The following is a 26,732-nucleotide window of genomic DNA, read 5'->3' as shown; positions in this document are numbered from 1 at the left end:
TTATTTGGATATGGTTTTATAATAATAGTTTTAATATTTAAATCCAATCAAATAGTTATATGCTTTTTAATATTTGTTGTTTTTAGTTATTGTTTGTTTAAATAATGTAATCTTTATATATAATGATGAATATATGTTTATTTGTTAAGTGATATTTGTATTTGAGTTCGAATTGTTGTTGAAGGATTATTTGTTTATATTTTTCAATATTGTATTGATAATTTTTTGTTTTTTTTTGTTGATATATGTTGATGTTTAAACAATACGTTCAATATTATATGTAAGCAAATAATAATGTAACACTTTATTTTAAATATTCAAACTATTTGAAATAGGATACTCGATTTTAGAATTACTTAACTAATGACTAAAAATAAAATTATAAATTATCAAGGAGGAATATGTTTTTATGCGAAAAGTAATAATGGTAATGATATTATTTGTGTTATTATCATTATCTGTTGTTTCTGCAAACGATTGTTTTATGGGAAACGATTCAATTAGTTATACAGATGTTGACGTGTCTGCTATTAACTCTAATTCTTTGCATGATGAGTTTGATTTTTACTCATTTAGTCAGGATGATGATTTTGTGGATGATTTTATTGATGATGTTCCCGATTCCGATGCAGTATTCAATGATTCATTTAACTTGGATACCGTTCAAGATGATGACTTGGAAGAGTCAAGTATCAACATCAATCCAGTTAATCTCAATGGAGGAATTGATGCAGGCATTCAAAGCAATCCCGATTCATCTGATAACATTAAATATGTGACTGTTTTAAATTATGAACAATTGCTTGATGCTTTTGATGATTTGGATACTAATCATGATAGTGCTGTCATAACACTTAGCGGATCTAGTATATACACTGTCACACAGCCTATTGTGTTTGGCACAGATCAAAGTATTACTAATGTGACAATCAATGCTATGGGTCATGCAATAACCGGCGAAGATACCGAACATTTTTTAACAATAAAATATGGATATACCTTGACTTTGAATAACATCACCATACAGAATATGAACAGTGCATCCAATGGTGGAGCTATTGACAATAATGGAACTTTAAATATTTATGATTCTGTAATCGTCAATAATACTGCATATGCTGGTGGTGCTATTTTTAATGAGGGTTATTTATATATTAAAAATTCTCAGGTAATGTATAATTATGCTGATTTTGGTGGTGCTATTAGAAATAGTGGTAGGGCTATTTTGTTTAAAAGTTCTTTTCATCATAATGAAGCACTCACAGGTAATGGTGGAGTGATTCATTCTAAGGGTATTCTAGAGTCGTATAATAATTCTATTCGTTATAATAGTGCCAGTAGCAATGGTGCATTTGCATACAATCAAAAGTACAACTTAACTATTGTCAATGACACCATTTACAATAATATTGCTGATAATGGTGGAGTTATATTTAATAATGCAACAGTATCCACTATTAATGCTAGTATCTATGATAATATTGCCAGAATAAACGGTGGTACTGTTTACAATTATGAAGATGCCACTCTAACCATTAAAAACACCAATTTACATAACAATACAGCCAATAATGGTGGTGCAGTGTATAATAAAGGAAACTTATCTTTAATCAAGAACTCAATCAAAAATAATCAAGCCAACAACTTTGGTGGTGTTGTATACTCTAATTGCTTTAGTAATTTAACCGACAATTCCATTAAATATAACAGTGCAGCCAACGGGTCTGTAATTTATAATAATGAAGGAAACATTACCTTAAACAATAATACAATCTATAATAATACCGCCACAAATATTGCATCTGTGATTAACAATTACGGTACAATAACCTCCTATAACAATTCATATTATAACAATACCGCTATTGGTGCAGGAATACATGTTAATTATGGATTATTAAACATAACTGATGATATTTATATGGATAACTTCGCCGATAATGCCGGAGTTTTATTCAACAACAACATCACATATATCAATGGCAGTGTCTTTGAAAATAATAGTGGTAGTATTCTTGCCGGGGTATTATATAACGATAAAACACTGACAATAGACTATTCCACATTCACGGGCAATAATGTTGATTTTATTATTGATTCACAGACAAATATCATCAATCATATTATTTATGGTGGTTATGGTGGAGTACTATACAATACTGATTCAACAATAATTTCAAATTCCAATTTCACGGATAACCAGGCTAAGATTACCGTGGTCAATCAGACAGTATCAGATGAAAATATTAAATTAACCGGAATTGGTGGAGTAATCTACAATGAAGGAATAACAAATACCCTTAACAGTACTTACAGTTCCAATTATGCACAGTTAATGGCAGCAGTAGTATATAACAGTGGACTATTCAATGCTACAAATAATTCTTTTGAAGATAATTCTGCTAGCCTTCAGGCAGGTGTCATAATGAATGTGAATAAAACCATATTTACTAATAATTATATAAGAAACAATACTGCAAATGATTTGGGCGGATTTATCTATAATGATGCAGAGATGACTTTAACGGGCAATACTATTTATGAAAATCTAGCCGGGCAGGCAGCAGGTATATATGCAACGGATGGAAGTTCAAATATAACAAACAATACCTTTAATAACAGTTATTCTCCTGTAAGTGGCTCTGCAATACAAGTAACCGGTACAGATAATGTTACCCTTACAGGTAATGTTTTTACTTGCAATAATGCTGAGGTTGGTGGAGCAGTTTATATTAATAATTCACGAACCATATTGGAAAACAATACATTTACAGGTAATGGATTGAATAATCCCGTTCGTTTAATACAGACATTAACCGGTAACTACACAACCAGTAATATGACTCAACTGGGTGCTTGTATTTATATAAACGGCAGTGTAGTGGAAATAAACAATGATACTTACACCAATAACACGGCATCTGTTCATGCATCCTGTATCTACTCCAAAGATTCATTAATACTAATCAACAATACAGTATTTGAGGATAATAATGCAAATACTGGAGTAGGAGGTGCAGTATACTCTGATGAGAGTACACTCTTTATATATAATTCACAGTTAAGTAATAATAGTGCATTAGTAGGTGGTGCTATCACACAGGCAGGCTCTAATGATTTGACAATTAGAAACACAATATTAACCGATAATAGTGCCGACAAATGTGGAGGAGCTGTATATGTGATTAATTCACCCGTCGTACTTGTGAACAATACCATAACAGGCAATACGGCAGATAACGCTTCCTCGCTATGTGTTTTGTCAAGTCCAATTGGCAGTATAAAAGACAACCTCTTTGATAACAGCCAATGTGACACTTCATCTGTTTACCTATTTGAAAGTAATTTGTTGGTAGAATCCAATACTTTCATCGGTGATAACATTGATTTGAATGATATGGGCTTGTATTCTATTGAATCCAATTACTGGGGCAGTAATCAGCCGGATTTCAACACCAGAACAGGTAATAATATACCTAACAGTATAACAACGGTTAATTCTACAGATGAGTATAATATTTATCTGACAGTACCGGGTACTGTTAAAAATAACCGAACGATAGCTGTTAATATAAGTATTCAAAATCAGTATAATGAAAATGTAACTGAAGGTTCTGTTAGATTAGAAATAAACGACACATTGGAAAGTGTTATTGCCTGTACTGATGGATTTTTTGCATATAATCTTACAATAACTGAAGGTAGTGTTGGTTCAATAGTAATTAAAGCCACTTATATTGACAGTAATGATGTTGAAACAGATTTGAATATATTTAAAACTGTTAAGATCATATCACCAGAGGAGATTTACATTGTTTCTATACCTCAAAGAGCCATACCTAACGAAAAGATACAGTTTGTCGTGAAAATACTGAAAGAGGACAATACATTCATAAGTAACCGTAAAGTACGTGCATATATCAACAATACATATATTGGTACTTTTAAAGTAAGTAATGAAAAATACCTGTTAAATTATAATGTTCCATCCAGTTATCATGGATTATACAATATTAAATTAAGTTGCAGGGATACAAATCTTAAGGAATTAACCAGTAAAAACATCACATTCTTTGTTGAATCCAACACTACCCATGTAGTTGATGTGGATGACTTGAACATAGATTATAACTTGGAGAATATTACACTACCCACTAGTTATGATATAAGAGATGATGGTGTGATGGTTGATTTTGAAAATCAGGGAGACAGTGGCAACTGTTGGGCGTTTTCCGTACTTGACTGCCTTGAATATTCACTCAATAAACAAAGTAACATTACATGTGATTTTTCAGAAAATAACATGAAAAACCTCCTTTCAACAAATGCTATCTTCAAATCCGACAGGACACCTAACACGGGATGTGATATAGTCAGCAGTGTGGGATATCTTGTAAGCAGACTTGGCCCGGTATATGAATACAATGATCATTACTGGATGTACAGTCAATTATCCGTAAATCAAAACAGTGATTATAATGTAAATGATGTGCTATTTATTTCCAACAGACAAAACACAAGTGACAACATGGAACTTAAAAAAGCCATATATCAATATGGTGCTGTAGTATCCACCCTTCACATAAATGAAGAAACAACTGAGATTAGTGACATCCATGATGATGAGTTCCATCTTCCGAATCATGCAGTCGCAGTAATCGGATGGGATGACAATTACAGCAGGTATAACTTTGAAAACATTCCCGTGGGTGATGGAGCATTCATTGTAACAGACAGCATATTTAATGATACGTATCACGTTTCATATTATGATTACAACTTTGCAGGACTATACACCACAAACAACAACACAATGGATGGTTTATTTATTAACAACATAGCATTTCCAATAAATACAGCTAAATGTTATGATAATGTTATTCAAAATGGAATACTCCCATATGACGGATACGCAACACTGGATTCACAGGACTTATGGATAAACAACACTTACAATATGACCGGAGAGGGATATTTAACCGCCGTGGGAATATACAACCTCAACAAATCCAATTACACCATAAACATCTACCGTAACAATCACCTCGAATACACACAAAACAATACAATTAATTCAATTGGTTATATTACCATAGCGTTGAATAAATGCATAATGCTAGAAAAGAATGATACCTTGAATGTGGTAGTTAAGGTCACATCTCTTGAGGAGAATGTGACTGGTTACATGATAGAAAAAGCCTATAAAACGTACAATACAAGCAGGAATGCTTCACTTGTAAGCAGTGATGGAATAAACTGGATAAACCTCCATGATTATCCGCAATTTACAGATAACCACATCCACCTTGCATCACTAAAACTATACACCAACAACACAATACACGGCAACTACCAGATTAACATAACACCAACCACACATGTCTACAATAAAACAGACACATATAATATAATAATAACAGACAATACCGGTAACCCGGTAATGCAAACACAGTTTAACATGACACTGGACAACACACAATACACCGTGAGTACTGATAACAGTGGATTAATGCTAGTTAATGCGGGTGTGTTGGAAGTAGGACAGCACAATCTTGAGATAATAAACAATGATTTGGAGATAAATTACACTACCCCTATAACAGTAATTGATGATAATCTTTCAGAGATTAATGATACTATTATTGTACACTTGCTTAATGATACATTTGTTCGTGGCATGAACAATAAAATTCATGTGCTTGTGTATCATGATGATGGAATTGGGGTTAATATGGGTAAAGTTGTTATAAAGGTTAATGGTAAAACATTGAAAGACGATAATGGTCATGTTATCTATGCCAGTGTAGTTCACGGTGAAGTAATAGTAAATTATACATTTAATTCCTCATATACTCTCGGCGAGCATCCCCTACAGGTTGTCTATACTTCCAGTATGGCAAGAGTAGAAGAGGACTATAATATCTCCTTTATCAGGAAAGACATGAAAATAGACATATGTGAAGTATATGCTTTTTATAATAAAAGTTTATACCTTAATGCCAGTGTCAAATCCATTGATGATATCAATGTTGATGGAGAACAAGTAGCAATTAAGATTAATGGAATAACCACAGCAACACATACAGTAACAAATGGTACTGTTATTCTAAATCAAAGTATTCCATATACTTGGAGTCCTGGAGAATATAACCTGGAATTAGTGATAGGGCAAACAAGCTGGTATAATAGCATACGATATAAAACAGTATTCACAATATATAATGATTCTATGGATTATTATAGTAATTTGACTTATGACTATTATTATCCTTTATATGGTGAATATGAATATACAGATGATAATGTTGTGAACATTAATGTCATTAATAGTAATCTTATGGGCAATATTAAAACGATTGAACTTAATTTATCAGCACCGGAGGACTATACTGTATATTACTCAACTAATGGACAACCACCAACAACGGCAAACGGTAGTTTCACAAATAGCTCTGTTGTAACTTTAAGATTACATCCAACAAATATTACTCAAAATAATAGTTATACAACAACAATATACCTAAAATCATACATTCTAAAGTATTTTTACATACACAACAATATAGTAAGTGATACATATTACTATCAAGCAAATGGAATTATAATCATTACGGATTATATTTCATCTCACGATTATTTCTTTTGTATGGGTCATGATACAGATAACAGAACCCCAGAAATATACACAACACTAAACAAAAACTTTGATTCCACATATAATTTGTTAATAATGGCCAACAAGACAGGAACAATACAATACCAAGTAGACAACAACACACCACAAACATACATGCCAAAAACAATACTAACACTAAACGAAAACAGTACAGTACATATAACATTAACAACAACAAGTGGAGAAACAGTATCCAAAAGTATAAGGATAGTTGACATCAACAAACCATTGATTATTGTAAAGCCAATAACTACTTATACAGATGGCTATCAGAATGTGTCATTTGTTTGTGATGATGAAGATGCTGTGATATATTATACAAGGGATGGATCAGATCCATTGAATACGACAAATCTAAGACAAGCCAATAGCACTAGCATACTGACATTAAATAACCTAACACAACTAAAATACTATGTGATAAACCAATACAATCAATCATCACCAGTTTATACTTATAGAACACCACGAAATGAGGTTAGCCCGGTAAATATTACAATACAGAAAGAAAACAACAACTATAACACGTATAAAATAATGCTTCAAAGAAACAACAATCACACAATCTACTATACAATAGACGGTACGATAGCAACCACCAACAGCCACAAATACAATCATACTAAAATAATACTACACAACAAAACAGTACTCAACATACTCCTGGTAGACCAGAACAACCACAAACACTACTACAACTACACAACAGACAATGAACTGACAGAGTATGCTCCAATAAACTACACAATAGAACTGGCAAACTACCACAACATAACACTACCACAGGTAACACGATACAACAACACACTGGACGAATACATAATAGAAGAAGGAGTTAACGGAACAGTAATGCTACCGTTTATACGTATAGTAAATATTGTCCTAGCAAATCAGACGTACAACTTCGTAAACGGAGAAATAGAAGAGACATGCAATATGCAACTAAATGACTACCTCATATCATTTGATGGACAATTGCAGACAACAAACCACGCAAATCCACAGAAAAAAGATGGAATACTCATCTACACAGAAAACCAGACAACAATCATAGAATACCATGACAAAACACGAGAAAACATCAACCAATTCACGGTAGAATACACGACAAGATACAACCACAACAACAATCAGATATTACTGGTCGACTGCATAGACTTCAACAAAAACAACAACTACACTGCAATGATAGAGACTAACACACTGCCATTAGAAAGCATAACCGATACCTTTAGTGACCTGGCAGTAAGATATCAGCTGGCAAGACAATACCAGTACACAGGAGACATAACAACAAGTACCTACAATCAAATAACCACTAACAATATACCAACAATCAAATATACCCGAAACAACAAAGATATATTTACAGTTGACAGTGAACCGGTATTCGATAACTTCATATACAATCCCAACATAATAAAGACAAGCGTCACAATCAACGACAAAAACACCAACCGATCATTTGCACTCTCACACAAAGACTACGAAGACATACTAAGCATACAACAAACACACAACCAAACACTAGAACAACTACAAAACATGACATATCAGTATACCGGTGCAATAGAAACATACACCATAACCAATAAAGTCACCACAACAGGTGACATTGAAGAAGCACTAAACACGAATTACTCAACACGGATACAAAACACATATCTTGCATCATTATTCGTCGCATATTTCTTTGATTCAATAGCAAATGAATACCAAGACTACTACAATGTCACATATAACCGTACAAGCACAATTACCACAACTTGCTATGTAAATACATCCAAAATAATTATCCACTCATTCAACCCTGACATGGGAATGCAGATTCAAGGAGAAACAATAAACAAATGGTTATATCGTTTTTCAACAACGTCAATGCTAAATGTTATAGAAGCAGATGTAATAAATATACTAAGAAACAAAACCGGACCCGACAAAACCAAATCAACACTAGAAGAAATAACAGAAAGCATAAACAACAACCAAGTACTAACCGGAAGAATAAATGAATATTACTACATAATTGATCCCGCAAAAAACATCTCAATATACCTTAACCTAAACACAGGACAACTGACAGACAACAGCAAAATAGATGACTCAATACTACACTCCAGCCAAAGAGAATGCCCATCATGCGAATTCGTAAACGAAATTGATAATGAAGTTGGATTCGTAAATTATATTCCAGGAGCTGCTCAATTAGTACTCAAAGAAATATATCAACCAGGGTACACTTCTAATTTATATAATTCTATAAAAGAAAAGTATATTTTTGAAATATATTTGTTCACAACTGTTCCACCTGTACTGGAATATTTTGGTATTAATAATCCAATATCTCTACAAGCACTTTCTTCCATAATTATTGAGCATATACCAGTTACAGTATTTTTGGCTGTGCCTATTTATACATTTTATCACTGGGAGAATATTTCTGCACAGGAACAGAAGAAAGATGAATTTGTAACAAGTAATAATATGAATTATTATTCTATTACTGATGGTTATTTATCTTTCAGCATGCATGAGTATGATGCATATAATAATATAACATATAACAATCCTAAGGAATTGGAAGATAACAATAAGGTTATTAGAATAAAAATAAGTCGTTGGGGAAATTTAGATTATTCAGATATGGTTGTCTATGATACTAATGGTAAAAGAAATTTAACAGAAGACGAATATACTTATTACAATGGAAGATATGATTCAATATATGATTATTATTTAGGTGGGATTTTATGATAACTATTGATTTTTATAAACAAAAGTTAAATAAATATTTGATTATAATAATAGGATATTCATTTTATTTTTTAACTATGTTATTTCCATTTTTTAATAATATTTTATTAAATAGTTATCCAAAAATATATCCAATAATTTTTATCAAGTGTTTTGGAATTATATTATGTTATTGGGGTTATTTTTTAATAATTTTTGGAATTATGTTAATTAAAGATATCTGTCATCGTATTAAAAACGAATCAACATATATGGCAAAGTTTCCATTTAAAAAAGAATTTACTATGATATTTATTTCATTATTTTCTTCATTTTTTTTTATTAATGGTCTTGGTAATTATTTTAATAAATTACAAAAAAGATTCTTATTTCAGTTTTTTATTGGTTTAATATTGACAGTAATAAATTTTTACTTTGTGCATATTAATTGGAATTTACCTTTTGAAGAATTTATTGGAAGTACAAACATACATATTTATACTATTCTCATGACAACATATTCAGTATATGTTATATATGATACATATCTTTGTAGTTTATATAAATGTTATAATGAACCATACCCTAAATTCTTAGGTGTTAAAATTGATAATTAATACATTATTTATAAAAGAAAACAACAATCACACAATCTACTATACCCTAGACGGTACGATAGCAACCACCAACAGCCCCAAGTACAATCATACTAAAATAATACTACACAACAAAACAGTACTCAACATACTCCTGGTAGACCAGAACAACTACAAACACTACTACAACTACACAACAGACAATGAACTGACAGAGTATGCTCCAATAAACTACACAATAGAACTGGCAAACTACCACAACATAACACTACCACAGGTAACACGATACAACAACACACTGGACGAATACATAATAGAAGAAGGAGTTAACGGAACAGTAATGCTACCGTTTATACGTATAGTAAATATTGTCCTAGCAAATCAGACATACAACTTCATAAACGGAGTAACAAATGATAAATACAACATGCAACTAAATGACTACCTCATATCATTTGATGGACAATTACAGACAACAAACCACACAAATCCACAGAAAAAAGATGGAATACTCATCTACACAGAAAACCAGACAACAATCATAGAATACCATGACAAAACACGAGAAAACATCAACCAATTCACGGTAGAATACACGACAAGATACAACCACAACAACAATCAGATATTACTGGTCGACTGCATAGACTTCAACAAAAACAACAACTACACTGCAATGATAGAGACTAACACACTGCCATTAGAAAGCATAACCGATACCTTTAGTGACCTGGCAGTAAGATATCAGCTGGCAAGACAATACCAGTACACAGGAGACATAACAACAAGTACCTACAATCAAATAACCAATAACAATATACCAACAATCAAATATACCCGAAACAACAAAGATATATTTACAGTTGACAGTGAACCGGTATTCGATAACTTCATATACAATCCCAACATAATAAAGACAAGCGTCACAATCAACGACAAAAACACCAACCGATCATTTGCACTCTCACACAAAGACTACGAAGACATACTAAGCATACAACAAACACACAACCAAACACTAGAACAACTACAAAACATAACCTACAAATACACAGGAGCAATAGAAACATACACCATAACCAATAAAGTCACCACAACAAGTGACATTGAAGAAGCACTGAACACGAATTACTCAATACCGATTCAAAACACATACTTAGCATCATTATTTGTCGCATATTTCTTCGATTCAATAGCAAATGAATACCAAGACTACTACAATGTCACATATAACCGTACAAGCACAATTACCACAACTTGCTATGTGAATGCATCCAAAATAATTATCCACTCATTCAACCCAGATATGGGAATACAAATTCAAGGAGAAACAATAAACAAAGGGTTATATCGTTTTTCAACAACATCAATGCTAAATGTTATAGAAGCAGATGTAATAAATATACTAAGAAACAAAACCGGACCCGACAAAACCAAATCAACACTAGAAGAAATAACAGAAAGCATAAACAACAACCAAGTATTAACTGGAAGAATAAATGAATATTACTTCATAATTGATCCAATCAAAAATATCTCAATATATCTTAATCTAAACACAGGACAACTAACAGACAACAGCAAAATAGATGACACAGTACTACACTCCAGCCAAAGAGAATGCCCATCATTTGAATTCCTAAATGAAATTGATAATGAAGTTGGATTTGTAAATTATATCCCCGGAGCATCTCAATTAGTACTCAAAGAGATATATCAACCAGGTTACACTCATAGATTATATTCTTGTTTAAAAGAAGAATATGGGGACATAGTAAGGGTAGTAACGCAAACAAGTGGTTTATTGTCCTATTTTGGTTATCTTAATCCATTTTCACTTGAAATATTAAGTTCTATTACTTTTGAAAATTTTATTCCTGCAGCAATAGTTATAGCTATTCCAATGGCTGTAGCACATCACTGGGATAGAATTGATGAACAAGAACTGTACAAAGATGAATATGTGAATTCATATAACATGGAAAATTATGCAATTACTGATGGCTATTTATCTTTCAGTATGCATGATTATGATGCGTATAATAATATAACATATAATACTCCACAGGAACTGGAAGATAACAATAAGGTAATTAGAATTGCAATTGGGCGTTGTGGAAGTTTGGATTATTCTGATATGGTTGTTTATGATAATAATGGTAAGAGAAATTTAACAGAAGACGAATATACTTATTATAATGGAAGATATGACTCGATATATGATTATTATTTAGGGGGAATTTTATAATGGATTTCAAAGGTTATAAGTCATATGCAGATCTTTTCCTAATAGTTATGTTGGTTCATTCATTTTATATGATAAATCAAATAGGAAATCCATTGTTCGTTGATGGCTTATTTAAATATTATTTACCATTTCTTCCAGTTTATTTCTTAAAAATATTTGGAATCACAATTGTTTATTGGACAAATAGTTATGTTGTTCTATTGGCGTTATTTCTTATTGGGTATAACTTTTTCAAAAGTAATAATATTAAAATGGTGAATTTTTCTTTGTATTATAAATATCTGCCTACTATTATTTCATTTTGTTCATCTTTTTTCTTTATTTATGGTTTGGGAAATATTTTTAATGGATTATATAAAAGGGGTATTGTTCAATTACTTCTGGGAGTGGTATTTGATGTTATGTACTTTTATTGGAGTTATTCCTATTGGGCTTTACCGTTCAATCAGTTTATAGGTAATACTGCTATTGTTTATTCTGGTATTTTACTGGTTTCATATTCAGTATATGTAACTTATGATACGGGTATTTGTACTTTATGTAAATATTATGATGAACATTATCCAAAGTTTTCAGGCCTTAACATTGATAATTAATGTATATGTTGTAAAATTGGGGGGAGGTGGTTTAGATATAAAACAAAAAGATTCTTGGTTGATTTTAATGGGTATAACAACTTGTTCATTTTTTGCCATTGCAGATTTAAAAACTTATTGCTATAGTGAATATGGTTATATCTCTTTCATGCCTTTGAGTTTTATAAAAGTATGGGGAATTTTCTTTAATAACTATTGTTTTTATGCTACATTAGCAATAATATGGTTTTTAATTCTCCGTATTATATCAAAAACAGGGAAAGTGTTCATTTGAACTATCATGCATTGATTCCACCCATAATATCAATATTCGCTTCAATATTTTTTGTTGTCGGAGTTGGAAATGTAATTAATAAACTCTATAAAAGAGCGTTAATCCAGTTTATCATGGGTTTAATTTTGGATATAATGCACTTTTATCTGGTTATTGGCAGGTGGAACTTAAGTATGGACTTGTATTTCAATACACGATTATGGTCGGTAAGTTTAATCCTGTTGATTTACATGAGCTATGTAGTTTATGATACTTATCAATGTGCTTTGGCAAAAGAGTACAATGAACCGTATCCAAAGTTTATGGGTTTAAAAATAGATGGATAATCACATTGGATGATTTATAAAATTAAAATCTTGAAAAAAACCATGTTCTTTTTGATATAAAATAAGAGGATGGAAGAATTCCTTTTTAATTTTTTTGTTAAAAAGTTTTATTGGGTGGAGAGGGGTATTGAATTATAATACAGCTCTAAATTCATACAGTCAGTGTTTTTGCAAGATTTCTTGGTCTGTCGGGGTTGTGCTTTTTTTCTATGGTAATGTAGTATGCAAGCAGTTGCAATGCTACAATATAGACTAGCGGTGCAAGAATCTCATCAACATATGGATTAATCAGGATACACTCCTCTGATTTATCCTGTACAAGGTCATCATCTTCGGAGCAAACTGTTACTATTCTGGAGTTGCGTGCTTTTACCTCTTCCAGACTATTTAATGTCAGATTATGATCCTTGCCAGGAGGTATTATTGTTATTACCGGCATGTTGTTGTCTATTAATGCCAACGGCCCATGCTTCAGTTCACCGGAAGCGTATGCTTCTGCATGTATATATGATATCTCCTTCATCTTAAGAGCGGCTTCCAGTGCCGTCGGATATGAAAATCCTTTTCCTATATAGAATAATTCATTGGCATATAAGTATGTCTTTGCCATGGATTTTATCGTTTTACGGTTTTCAAGAATATCATCTATATACTCAGGTACTTTATTTAATTTATTCAATAATTCTTCATTATCTCCCAGTATTGCTGCAATCATATACATTACCGTTACCTGTGCAGTGTAAGTTTTTGTGGCTGCAACCGATAATTCCGGTCCTGCTTTTGTAAGTATGGTGTAATCCACTATTTTTGTCATCTCGGATATTTCAACATTTACTATTGCCATTTTTATCGGACCTTCGACTGAATTCAAAGCTTTAATAGTATCGGCGGTTTCACCTGACTGTGACATTCCAATTAGTAATGTTTTTTCATCCATTATATTCAATGAATGAGAAAATTCTGATGCCAATACTACATTTGTAGGAATTCGTGCTTCAGATTCGATGATATACTTTCCACTTAAAGCCGCATGATAACTGGTTCCACATGCAACAATGCATATCTTTTCAATATCACCTATATCCTCCAGGATTTTTCTTATTTTATCCTTCTGGGATAGGGTTCTTCTAACAGCTTCTGGCTGATCATATATCTCTTTTAGCATGTAATGTTCATAGTCATTTTTTTCCACCATTTCAGGAGTCCAGTCTATTGTTACTGGTTTTCTTTCTATGATATTATCATTTTCATCGTGAATCTCCATTTTTTCATTTGTAATTACGACAATTTCTCCCTTATTTAATTCTATTATGTCATTGGTATATTTTATCATGGCCGGTATGTCAGAGGCAAGATAGTATGATTCATTTTTTTCTCCAAGTACAAGAGGCGAATCTTTTCGGGTTGCCACTATTTTGTTAGGTTCTCTACTACTTATTGCAACAACAGCATAGCTTCCATCCAATAATTCTATAGTTTTACGCAGTGCATGTTCCAAGTTCAATCCTTCGTCCATAAATTTTTCCATTAAATGTGAGATTACTTCCGTATCGGTTTGTGATATGAACTTATGACCTTCGCCTATAAGTTTATTCTTCAGTATCGTATAGTTTGAAATGGTTCCATTGTGTACAACCGCTACAGTTTCTTCTTCATCAAGATGTGGATGTGAATTGCGTTTAGACGGTTTTCCGACAGATGCCCATCTTACGTGTGCTATTCCATAATTACCTGGCATATCTGCCAAGTCCAGTGCTTCATCAACGCTTTCTATATATCCTTCATCCTTTTTTACATGTATCTTTTCATCGTATGTTGCCAGACCTACTGAATCATAACCACGATATTCAAGCTTTTCTGCACAGTCCAATAATACTGGAGCTGCTTTTCGGTTATCCTTAAGCATACATCCTACTATTCCACACATATTTTTTTTACCTTCCTATTAATTCTTTTATTTTAATTATCTCTTATTGAAAATTTACTTATAATATTATTATTCACTACATATTTAATATAACCTTTAAAATAAAAACTTTAAACACCTTAAGTGACAACTTAAACTGTAATTGTTAAAAATAAAAAATATAATCAGATATATATTATTGATTGAGATGTCTAGTTCTGCAAATGACCAAAAGAGTAACCGGATAAAAAAAGGGGATTGTTTTATTTTTGTCTAAACATCTGATAAAATGATTATTTGATTAATCCGATTAATTATATTAAATCCATCGAAAATCAACAAATTATTATAAATATTATGGATGACTGTATAAGAACCCAATACGATTCAGAACCCAGAACATATAAACGAAAAACAAAATCGAAGAGAATAAAGTTCAATTCAACAACAAACCCTCCTTCTAATACAAGGTTAAAAAAAATTCTACCCAAAGGAAAACAAAAATTTTCATGTAAAATCTTAACTTACAGCATTGATAATATTATATGTGAAATGACAATCTAAAATTTTGGATATTATCTCACGTATTAAAGATTTTAATTTATAACATATATCTACTTATTTAAGTATAATATGTAATATAGAAGATCAGGTCATGTTAGAATAATCTTCTTTTTTAGATTAATTGGATTAATATTCATCCAAAAATAAAAATCGGAGAAAAAATTATGGTAAAAAATCTAAAAAGGAAAAAACGTTTAAGCAGGTAAAGAAAAAGAAATCCTACGGTTACTAAGGAAATAATTTCCAAACCTGTGAAAACTAAAAATAAACTTAAAACCATCGAATCAAAAACTAATAAAACTACTAAACCAAAGGCTACCAGAACTCCAAAAAAAGATGAAAAAAATCAAAAAGAATCTATTCATATTGAAAATGGTGATATTATGGAGAATAATAATAAAAATGAGCTTTCCTGTCTTGAATGTGGTTCAACTAAACCAATCATTGACCATAAACTGAAAGAAATTGTCTGTGGATTTTGTGGCTTTGTAATGGCTTATAATTCAGATGATAATGGTCATGAATGGGGAGCATTTGACCATGAACAAAGGGACAAATGTACGAGCGATGATGCTCCAATAACAGACACAATTAATGATAACGGATTATCCACAATGATGGACGGATCTAACAAGGATATCTATAGAGAGGATATGCCTTCAAGAAACAGGGCACAATGGTACAGGTTAAGAAAATTGCAACGTAAAATAAGCAAAAATAGTGATACAGAAAGCCTGGCATTTGCACTAAGTGAATTAGGCCTTTACTCATCAAGACTTGGACTTCCAAGATCAGTTCGTGAATCAGCATCCACAATATATATAAATGCTGTTGAAAACAATCTTATCAGAGATAGAAGTATTGAAGAAATAATTGCAGCATCCCTTTATCTAGCCTGCAGACGATGTCAAGAACCGAGAACACTTGATGAGATAGTGGAGGTGTCACGTGTAAGTAAGAAAGAAGTGGGTAGAACATTCAGATTCCTGACAAGAGAATTGCATATTATACTACCTTCAATAAGTCCCATAGATTATGTTCCAAGATTTTCAAGTGAATTAAACTTGTCTGATAATGTTCAATCCACGGCTATTGAAATAATCAATGAAGCTATTCAAAATGGACTAACAATTAAACATGGTCCTACGGGAGTTGCTGCTGCTGCATTATATATTGCAGGTTTACTCCATGGTGAAGGAAAACCACTGTGTGATGTGGCGGATATAGCAGGTGTTACAGAAGTCACGATACGTAACAGGTTTCATGAGATTACTGAGCATTTGATATTGGATTAAATCTTTGGTAAGATTCTAATTTAATATTTTTTTTTGAGAATTTTTAGTGTGTTAGATAAGTGAATCTATTTTTTTGCTGAAGTTTTTTCCATCTCAACCTGTAGAGGTTGAGATATTCATTTTAGGATAAAAATATTTATTATTCATTAATAAATAAGATTTATTAACTATACTCTTTGGTGATAGTATGAATGATTGTGTTGAAATTGCTCGTGAATTTGATAGAAATATGGCAAAGTATCTTTCACAAGCTCAATCGATACGTGAAGATGCAGATTATGATGCATATGATGGTATTACAGAAAATATTGCTAAATTATAGATTAAACGTGCTGGGGGATTTATGGAAGAATCTAAAAAGTTTTTATAATTAATGTTCTAAAATATATTGGAATATGTTCTGTATTTTTAGCTATTTTTATGGAACTAATTCCTTATTTTTAGCTATTTTTATGGAATTAATTCCTTATTTTTAGCTATTTTAATGGAACTAATTCCTTATTTTTAGCTATTTTAATGGAACTAATTCCTTATTTTTAGCTATTTTAATGGAACTAATTCCTTATTTTTAGCTATTTTAATGGAACTAATTCCTTATTTTTAGTTATTTTTATGGAATTAATTCCTTATTTTTAGCTGATTTAGTAATGATTTAACAATCAAATTTTTTGAAAATAAAAATAATCAATAAAATATAATTTAACTAGTAAAGTATAATTTTAAAAATAAAATTCATAAACAGTAATTAACTGGTTAAATATTATTTAATTAGTAAAATCTATTTTTAATAATTATGATATCAAGTATAAATTAACTAGTTAAAATTATTTTTGCTGAACAATTCTTGGAAGGATAATTTTTTAATAATATTTTGGTTGTTTTTATTACCCATGTCCTTCATTTTGTTTTTTTTTTCTTACTTCATCATTTTGAGTATGGTTCATCTATATGTCTTATATGAAAAATGCTATTTTAATCATTTTTATTTTTTTCATCAAAAATTTTCATTTTCATTTTTTGTAATGGGTTGTATGCGTACAAAATTTTGTGCATTTTTTAGGACGCATCATGATATGTAATAATTTGTTGGGGTGATGTTATGATTATTTACTACTTACCATTTTTACTATTGCTACATATACATATGGTGTGTTATAAATGCTATTTTCGTGATATTGAAATGTGTCGAAATTCCTCATTTTTGCCCCAATTTTTGGTCATTTTTTTCATATATTTTTAAAGGACTTTCTTATGAGTCTATTAAGAGACTTGTAAGTAAAATATTATATAGTACTTTCAACAAAAAATTAAATATGGGAAGGTATTTAAGATGCAGTATGATGAAGACTATGAATACATCACAAAAAGTCTAAACAGAAAGGCAAGACGAAAAGGAAAAACAATAACTGATAGTACCATCAGGACATATGTAACAGCAGTAAACAGCTATGTTAAATTTCTCGATAAAAGTTTCTGTTCCACATTGGAATTGGATGTTGATAAGATAAGAGACTTGATAGAAGATTACAAGGATTACCTTATAGATGAAGACAAGGCAAATTCAACCATAAACAAGAGGGTAGATCTTTTAAAGGCATTATACAAACTCGGAAAAATAGACCTTGGATCAATCGAAAAACTCGTTGTCAGAGAATCAAACGATCCCGACAGACTACCCAATAAAAATGAGATAAGACAGGTACTAAACACTACTAACAACAAGCAACTCAAGGCAATAATACTATTCATGGCAACAAGCGGCTGTGCAATAAATGAGGTAACCAACATTAGTGTGGGAGAATTCAAGAATTCACTTGACGAATACACATCAAGTGAAGACATAACTGAAGTAATAGATGAATTGTGGAACAAGTCAGATATCATACCGACAATAAAGGTACATCGAAGAAAAACAGACTTCTTCTACTACACCTGCTGCACACCCGAGTCAACAACTGCAATCATAAGATACCTAAGTACAAGAACTGATCTTGGTGATGACGAATTGCTGTTTACCATGACAAAACCTGCAATTAATCAGGCATTCAGGTACTACAATGACAAATTGGGCTTTGGAAAAATAGACAGCCACCGCAAGTTTCACCCTCACGGACTTAGAAAGTTCTTTGCAACACAGCTTACCCTGGCAGGAGTACACAATGAGGATATTGACAGGCTCCTAGGTCATAAGGTAAAATCGGTCTTAAGCAAGTACTCCTACGCCAACAAGAACATAAAGTCGCAGTATTTGAAGGGGATAGAATATCTGAAAATCGAGGAAGACTCTGAGGAAGTTAAACAGTTGAAACAGCAGATAAGGGAACTGGAAGAGATAATTGTCAATAAGAATAAGAAAATAGCACAGCTTGAAGGATTGATGTAGGGAACATTTTAAATAATGATAATATAAAAATAGTCTTGAAAGTAAAAAGATCCTATATAATACCTAATTCGCCACTCATCGTGACAAGATTATATGGGCGTTACCTTATTATACTCACAGTAATGTTTGGAATTGTTTTAGCAGTTAAGTATACTTATATATCTCTAAAAACCCCCTCCTCCACAATTTTTTAAAAGTGTCATTTTTTATTAAAAAGGTAATCTTTATTAATAAGTTAAGACAAAATGTTTAATGTTGTTAATCATTTTTGATATAACGAATTTTAAGTTGAGTTATGTAATTAACAGCAAAATAACTTGATTAACTATTTATTAATCGATAAAAGAAAAAAAATAGGAGGCTAATATTTATTAATTACAAAAAAATAATCTTGTTTTTATTTGTTATTCTTTCTTGTATTAGTGTAGTATGTGCAGTGGATGTCAGCCAATCAAATGATAATAACATAAGCACTACTGCAATTGCAAATTACGATAATAATATAAAACAGAATCTGGATAAATATATTAATAATGTGGAAGTTATTCCCGATAATAATTTTGAGGATGGATTTGAAAATTCTGAAATTATAGAATTAAACGATACTACTATTGATGATGATGAGGAGGAATTAGTCGAAGATGACAAATCCACAGATTCCACTAGACGTAACTGTCCTAATAACAGAGGAAGTGGAGATACACAGGCTATTGTAAGTAACACCACCACGGCTTTAAGTGTAAAGGTAGTGCTAAGCAAACTCACATCCACCACATATAATACTACTTTTAGTGGTGTGAACAACTGTACTGTTTATTATACTTTAAATGGTGCTAATCCAACAACTAGTAGCACAAAATACACAAAGGCATTTGTTTATGATACAAGTAAGACTTTAAAGTACTTTGCCGTTAAAGCAAACGGCGAATATGGTGCAGTGCTATCCATGAAGCTTAGTGAAGGTTCAACACCATACATAGTATATAAAACACCAATCGCTAACAAAAAGCAACAGGTATACATTTCATACACATTGCCTACAACCAGCATATACTATACAACCGATGGCAGCACGCCAACAACCAGCAGCACCAAGTATTCTGCACCAATAGAAATAAACAACAATACAAATCTTAGATTCATATCAGTATACGGCTCAATAACCAGCAACGTCTATAGTTATAGGATGAATGCGGTTAAACCTGTGGTTACAATTAAAAACATTACTGATGTACGTGACAACTACCAGAACATAACGGTAAAAATAAATAAGGCAGGTACAATCTACTATACACGAAACGGATCAATACCAAATACAAACAGTAACACATGGACTAACAACACCAAGGTAATGATATCCATAAAAACACAGGTAAGAGCAATATTAGTGGATAATGAAGGATTCACATCCGATTTAGTAGTATACCAACCAAAAAAAGTAATTACACCACCAATAACAGCAATAAGACCACTGACAACACTGGAAAACAACAAACAAAGAATACAATTCAGTACCAACAAACTAAACTGCACAGTATACTATACAACAGATGGTACAAATCCAAAAAATAGCACTACAGTAAAAACTGCTAAAAACAATGATAAAATATATCTAAATAAAAACACGCGACTAAAATACTATACAAAGGATGATATTCAGCTTTACGAATCAAAAGTATTCAATTTCACACCTGTACAGCACCCGGACGAGCGACCATCAATCACAATCATGAATGCTAGTAACATCTGGAGCAATGGACAGCAGAAAATAATCATACAATCCAATCAGCCGGGAAAATTCAACATAACAAAATACAACCAGACACAAGCACCAACAGAAACACTAAACAACTACGGAAGCTACACAACAGATACCAATACTAAAATAGAAATATACACACAATATAATGACAAATACTCCAAGACAATCGAGTACAATCCAGAAAATGGGTCTAAAACTATTATGAATTATAATTATACAATTAAGTTAAGTAAAGTCAGTCAGTATAATAGGATTTTTTTAATAAGAAATTGGAATTCCGAATCAATTTATATGGATGATATTGCATTGGATAATTACATCTTCATAAATTTTAACAATTATCAAATAAGTTATGAAAGCAATTATAATCCCCATATGGCTGGTGTTTGGATACATAAAGGCAATAACTTAGAAATAATATTCCAAGACAAAATGTATGGTGATATAAATACAGTTAATGCTATATTTACAGCAAATGCTCTATTTGAAAAAACTGAACGGGTATATCTTTATTCAAATTATACAAGACTATTTGATATTTACTGGGAGAAGAAAAATAATAATAACGAAAATATAACCACGATATTCAAAACATTATCCAATACATTCACAAAAAAAGAAACAATAACATATAAATCAAAGTTCACATATAACTGTGGAGATTATGATGTTTTACAAACATACTTATTAACTAATAATATAATAACAAATGAATACACAAACCAAACATTAACCTATCTAAGCACATATCGTACATATGGAAACATACCAAGTAATCTAATTAGAACATATCCCCAAGACAGAACAATATTAACGGCTGTAATGACATTATGGCAAGCTGATCAATATGCAAATTATCTGACATACGCATATAATCTAACAGCCATTAGAAGTGATGAAACATTAATCATTGTTGGAATAAACTATGACAGAGTTAATTACATACAATATAATGATTTAAAAATGGGACTTGTAATGACAGGAAATGCTACAAATAAATATTTATTTAATTTACAATCAACGACAAGATTACCTGAAATAGCAAGAATATCATTAAATTTAATAAAAGAAAATCTAGGTAAATCAGCACAATCCATAATAATGGATTTAAATAAAAGCACCAAAATAATAGCTACATTTAACAATCAGACAGACACACTAAAAATATATGCAAATAATATGCATGATATATACTTACTAAAACATGATGATACTGGAATCGTAGAGTGTATAATAATTCTAAATGGATTTAAATATAACGGGGCAATATCAGAACCATTAATAGAGGAAAATGAAACAGAAAATTTGAAAAATATTAAGAAATCATCAACAATGGAATGTTTTGAAGAAAATTGTTTTGAGAATACTAGCAATAAAGCATGTTCTTTTTTTGGTTTTACAACAGATAGTGGATGGGCAGATGTTGAATCTTTTGCAGGTTCAGTAGTAATTACAGTTGGAGTTGGAATCGCAACAGGAGTAATAACGATATCATGTGCTCCTGCTTTTGTGGCAGGTGCTCTTATAGTGGGTGGTTATTTGTTGATTGTGGATTCTCATGGTATTTTTTCTGGTTTAGCTAACGAAAGTGATTGGATAGGTTTAGGCATTGATACAGCTATGTTGGGTATTGGTATGGGCATTTCTAAAATAACTTATAAAGCTATGGAAGAAGGATTTAAATTAATGACAAAAGAGTACGTTACATCTTCATTGGTAATTGAAACTTCCTATGAGATAAATAATTTTTTAATGGGTATGAAAATTGCTTCTGAAGAATGCATTAACTATGTTAGAGATAAATTGATTGAAAAGCCGATTTATGAACAAGTAAGTGACTTTATGGGATGGGATTAAAATTGAACTATGGCTTTATAATTTTTGGGAATTTGATTATAATTTTTATCTTATCTGTTTTGATTTATGATAAAATTTATAAACTGAGTATATTCAATAGAAATAATAAATGTTATTTTATCGTATCCTTAGATTATTTAAAGGAATGTGCAAATAATTTATCTGAAAATGATAAAAAGAATAAATTGATAATTATAAAAAACAACGGGGTTAAGATGTTAAACCGCTTTTATCATGTGGATAAAATGGGTAATATTACAATATTAAATGAAAAAGGTCGTTTAATAGAACAAGGAATCGTGATTCCATTATATTTATTGTTATTGACATGGCCGGTTCTTGTTATTTTTCATAATAATGTCATGTTTTTGGTTGTTGTTACAACATTATTATTATGGATTTATAATTCAATCATGATTTATCTACGTTACAAGTTTGATAAGACCATTGATTTGATGAATAGCAAATATCCATATAAACATAGTTATATAACTTACATGATTTTCTTCAATAGGTTATTTTTAATAGAATCTTCATTCATATTACTGCCTGTTTTTGCTACAGATAATATCTATGCGGTTAAACTGTTAATTTATATACTATTCCGGTTAAATTATCATATTTTTATTGATAAGATAGACAAATATTTTAATCTTAACTTATTAGATAAAAGAAAAATGGATTTGAAAATTTATATACAATACATACTAGTAATGTTTACATTATCTGCAATGGCTTTTTTAATGGCTAGTGGAATTAGACACTTGACATTTTAAAAATTAATTATTGATGATACTTAGATTAACAGTTAACCTGATTACTAACGTTGTAACATCATAATAATAGTTATATAAATTAACGATACTAATTGGAATTTAGGTGATTCAGATAAATATTAATAGGATGTGTAAACGATTCCTCTTTTATCTATGATTTTAATATATTCAAAAAATAATAATAATATTTTTCTTCGTTATAGTCAGGTATAGCGAAGAAGAAAAAAATGAATATTAACAGTATACCAAATCCAATGCCAACATTTTACCAATTATAATCCCATAATTTTACCAATTTCATTCCCAACATTTTACCAATTTCATTCCCAACATTTTACCAATTATAATCCCATAATTTTACCAAATTATGATAAATTTACCTGAAATTAATACATAAAATAAAAAGATATAAATTTTACAATCAACAAAGCAATTATTATCAACAACTATGAAGAGGAAAAAAGAAGTTAAAGGAGTTCATAATTAATTCTGACAGAACGTTCATCTGCAAATGCAAAATATATATTGATAATTATATTAGAGGCATAATCATCTAATTCTAAAAATCAATAAAAAAAATCAATTCTTATCTATTTACCACACAGCCATAAAAAAACCATTAATAAATTAAATCTAAGAATTTTTCTTCATTTATGGGTTCAGCTTTGATAAAAGGGTATGGCTCTAATTTATATCTGAATTCAAATAAATAATTATATTTTTTTCCTACGACATAATTATTTTTATTTTTAAAAAAATTGCCTAAAGGTGTCTTACTAACAAAATAATAATGTTTATTGATATTAATTAATGTTTCCATAGGCCCATTATATAAATTTTGGGCAGTGTCCAAAATACAGTCTGAGTTTTGATGTCTGTTAACCTTATAACATTATTTAATAAATTGTTTTATTTTTTCATTGATTAAATAAATGTTAAAGTACGATATAATATCATACAATTATTTAATCTTCAATTAAATTATAAGTTAAATGTTATTTAATTAACAGACTTATTTTTATCAGTATTTTAATATATGGTTGATATATATGTCGTCGTTAATTTATATCAGTTTAATGAATTTGTTATAATGAGTTTAGAGTTATAAAATAAGTTTATATATGTGTAGGGAGTTATATAATATTATGTTAACGAAAATAACCCCTACAGATATATGTATTAATTTTGAAGTAGTTAAATTTTTCGGTGAAGAAGAAAAATTATTGGTCATGTTACCAGATACTGTTTCACCTGATGTTATACCGTTTTTAGGATTCTTTAACTCCGATATTGATGGTGTTTTGTATTTTAAATCAAATCCTATTTGTCCTGATTGTGGATTGGAATTGGTTGAAAGTACTGTTGAAGAATTTTATCCCAATAAATTAGATAATGTTTATAGGATTGTTTATAGGTGTCCTGATAAAAAATGCGGTAAGAAACACAGGGCTAAATTAGATAAATTTATTGATAATGGTTCTAATTATACTAATAATATGAAACAATTGGGTTCTAGACTTCAATTTATTGAAAAGATAGCCTATCGTAAAATGAGTGAAATTTTTCAAGCTATTCTTGGAATAAGAATACCTAAGTCTACCATGTATAATCATCAAGATCAAACTAGTGATGAAATATTAACTGCCGTTGAAAAAGAAATTGATGCAGAAGTTGAAAGACAAGAAATAGAAGCATCTGGAAACTATAATTATGATGAACAGTTTATGAAAGTATCCAAAAATAAAAAAGCAAAATTACAATTGCTTGATGCTAACACAAAATATGCATATCCTGCCATGATCCTTAATCAAGATAAATTTGATTCTGATACTATTTTAAATTACTGGAATACGATTTTATCAAATTTACCAAAAGAATGCATGATTACTGATGGTCATACAATGTATCCATCAATTTGTAAAGAATTTGAAATAGAACAAGCATTATGCACTTTTCATGCCATCCATAATGTGCGAGATAAACCATATAAGATAATAAATAGAAACAATACAAAAAGAAAAAATAAATCAAAGAAGATTAAGACTATTGAAGAAAATTTAACAGAATTGAATAATCAATACATTCCTAAACGAGGTAGATTTCAAAAAAACGATACTAAACAACGTAAATTGTATGAAAAAATACAATCCAAAAACAGACAGATATCTACATTAAATCAAGAAATCCGAACGTTAAATAAGGAAGATAAAGAACTAAATAAATATATGGATAAGATATCCTTAATATTCAAATCAAAAACTCTTAAAACAGCCAAGAATAGATTAAACAGACTAAAAGAAGATAAAAGTAAATTACCTGATTCTATAGTGGATGCCCTTGACAAAATAGATAAAAAATTTGATAAACTAACTAAACACATTGGAAATGATGATATACCTAGTACAAATAATTTAGTCGAATTATTTTTCAATGTTACATGTGGTAATAAGTTAAAGAAACATTATAGGACCGATAAAGGGGTTGATAGAAAAATGAGGGCTAATAGATTCAGATGGAATTATAGAGTATGCTTGGGAAAAACAGATTTTATCTTACCTGTCTTTGTAATACAACCCACTGAAAAAATATTAAATTTATAGGAAGTCAGACTGTATTTTGGACACTACCTCGTTATATCAGGGTATAGCGAATTAACCATAAAAACTATGGCAAATAGTTCATAATCAGAAGGATTTAATCTTTCAAAAGCTTTCCTTTAAGGCTTTTGGCAATACTGCTT

Annotated in this window: 12 protein-coding genes; 11 read left to right on the top strand and 1 reads right to left on the bottom strand. The window is 30.6% G+C overall.

Annotation, left to right across the window (positions count from 1 at the left end):
- Nucleotides 1-409: 409 nt before the first annotated feature.
- From AW729_RS00440 to AW729_RS00415, 5 genes are all read left to right on the top strand, one after another.
- Complete coding sequence (locus AW729_RS00440; protein ID WP_112123220.1) at nt 410-9,430, top strand: right-handed parallel beta-helix repeat-containing protein; 9,021 nt, start codon at nt 410-412, stop codon at nt 9,428-9,430.
- Nucleotides 9,427-10,026, top strand: a complete 600-nt coding sequence (locus AW729_RS00435) for a hypothetical protein (RefSeq protein WP_112123219.1) — start codon at nt 9,427-9,429, stop codon at nt 10,024-10,026. The genes AW729_RS00440 and AW729_RS00435 overlap by 4 nt, the downstream gene beginning before the upstream one ends.
- Nucleotides 10,016-12,253, top strand: coding sequence for a chitobiase/beta-hexosaminidase C-terminal domain-containing protein (locus AW729_RS00430; protein WP_162685687.1), 2,238 nt, complete (start codon nt 10,016-10,018; stop codon nt 12,251-12,253). Before AW729_RS00435 ends, AW729_RS00430 begins: the two co-directional genes overlap by 11 nt.
- On the top strand, nt 12,253-12,849 hold the full coding sequence (locus AW729_RS00425; RefSeq protein WP_112123217.1) for a hypothetical protein: 597 nt from the start codon (nt 12,253-12,255) through the stop codon (nt 12,847-12,849). Before AW729_RS00430 ends, AW729_RS00425 begins: the two co-directional genes overlap by 1 nt.
- Nucleotides 12,850-13,119: 270 nt before the next feature.
- A complete protein-coding gene (locus AW729_RS00415; RefSeq protein ID WP_112123215.1) occupies nt 13,120-13,449 on the top strand; it encodes a hypothetical protein in 330 nt (109 codons plus the stop codon).
- 151 nt (nt 13,450-13,600) lie between these two features.
- Here the strand turns inward: AW729_RS00415 and glmS are convergent, their stop codons facing one another.
- Nucleotides 13,601-15,376, bottom strand: coding sequence for a glutamine--fructose-6-phosphate transaminase (isomerizing) (gene glmS, locus AW729_RS00410; RefSeq protein ID WP_112123214.1), 1,776 nt, complete (start codon nt 15,374-15,376; stop codon nt 13,601-13,603).
- Nucleotides 15,377-16,302: 926 nt separating this feature from the next.
- Here glmS and AW729_RS00405 point away from each other — a divergent pair.
- The 6 genes from AW729_RS00405 (at nt 16,303) to AW729_RS00380 (ending at nt 26,592) form a co-directional block, all read left to right on the top strand.
- Nucleotides 16,303-17,214 carry a TFIIB-type zinc ribbon-containing protein gene (locus AW729_RS00405; RefSeq protein ID WP_112125202.1) on the top strand — a complete coding sequence of 304 codons (912 nt, stop codon included), beginning with the start codon at nt 16,303-16,305 and terminating at the stop codon, nt 17,212-17,214.
- 187 nt (nt 17,215-17,401) lie between these two features.
- Entirely contained in the window at nt 17,402-17,536 is a 135-nt protein-coding gene (locus tag AW729_RS11580; RefSeq protein WP_257791393.1) for a hypothetical protein, read from the top strand.
- Nucleotides 17,537-18,544: 1,008 nt separating this feature from the next.
- Nucleotides 18,545-19,597: a site-specific integrase gene (locus tag AW729_RS00400; protein WP_112123213.1), complete on the top strand. Its 1,053-nt coding sequence runs from the start codon at nt 18,545-18,547 to the stop codon at nt 19,595-19,597.
- A 436-nt stretch (nt 19,598-20,033) separates the two neighbouring features.
- Nucleotides 20,034-23,216 carry a chitobiase/beta-hexosaminidase C-terminal domain-containing protein gene (locus AW729_RS00395; protein WP_162685686.1) on the top strand — a complete coding sequence of 1,061 codons (3,183 nt, stop codon included), beginning with the start codon at nt 20,034-20,036 and terminating at the stop codon, nt 23,214-23,216.
- Complete coding sequence (locus AW729_RS00390; RefSeq protein ID WP_112123211.1) at nt 23,207-23,992, top strand: hypothetical protein; 786 nt, start codon at nt 23,207-23,209, stop codon at nt 23,990-23,992. Before AW729_RS00395 ends, AW729_RS00390 begins: the two co-directional genes overlap by 10 nt.
- Nucleotides 23,993-25,137: 1,145 nt before the next feature.
- Complete coding sequence (locus AW729_RS00380) at nt 25,138-26,592, top strand: transposase (protein WP_112123209.1); 1,455 nt, start codon at nt 25,138-25,140, stop codon at nt 26,590-26,592.
- Nucleotides 26,593-26,732 lie beyond the last annotated feature (140 nt).

Origin of the sequence: Methanosphaera sp. BMS (genome assembly GCF_003268005.1) — an archaeon.
GTDB lineage: Archaea > Methanobacteriota > Methanobacteria > Methanobacteriales > Methanobacteriaceae > Methanosphaera.
The sequence above is the reverse complement of the archived record's forward strand: the minus strand, read 5'-3'. Positions and strand labels throughout refer to the sequence as shown.

Excerpts from the sequence above, each read along its gene's own strand:
- glmS (WP_112123214.1), bottom strand. The coding sequence starts at position 15,376 with ATGTGTGGAATAGTAGGATGTATGCTTAAGGATAACCGAAAAGCAGCT.
- AW729_RS11580 (WP_257791393.1), top strand. The coding sequence starts at position 17,402 with ATGAATGATTGTGTTGAAATTGCTCGTGAATTTGATAGAAATATGGCA.
- AW729_RS00435 (WP_112123219.1), top strand. The coding sequence starts at position 9,427 with ATGATAACTATTGATTTTTATAAACAAAAGTTAAATAAATATTTGATT.
- AW729_RS00405 (WP_112125202.1), top strand. The coding sequence starts at position 16,303 with ATGGAGAATAATAATAAAAATGAGCTTTCCTGTCTTGAATGTGGTTCA.
- AW729_RS00425 (WP_112123217.1), top strand. The coding sequence starts at position 12,253 with ATGGATTTCAAAGGTTATAAGTCATATGCAGATCTTTTCCTAATAGTT.
- AW729_RS00440 (WP_112123220.1), top strand. The coding sequence starts at position 410 with ATGCGAAAAGTAATAATGGTAATGATATTATTTGTGTTATTATCATTA.
- AW729_RS00390 (WP_112123211.1), top strand. The coding sequence starts at position 23,207 with ATGGGATTAAAATTGAACTATGGCTTTATAATTTTTGGGAATTTGATT.
- AW729_RS00380 (WP_112123209.1), top strand. The coding sequence starts at position 25,138 with ATGTTAACGAAAATAACCCCTACAGATATATGTATTAATTTTGAAGTA.
- AW729_RS00400 (WP_112123213.1), top strand. The coding sequence starts at position 18,545 with ATGCAGTATGATGAAGACTATGAATACATCACAAAAAGTCTAAACAGA.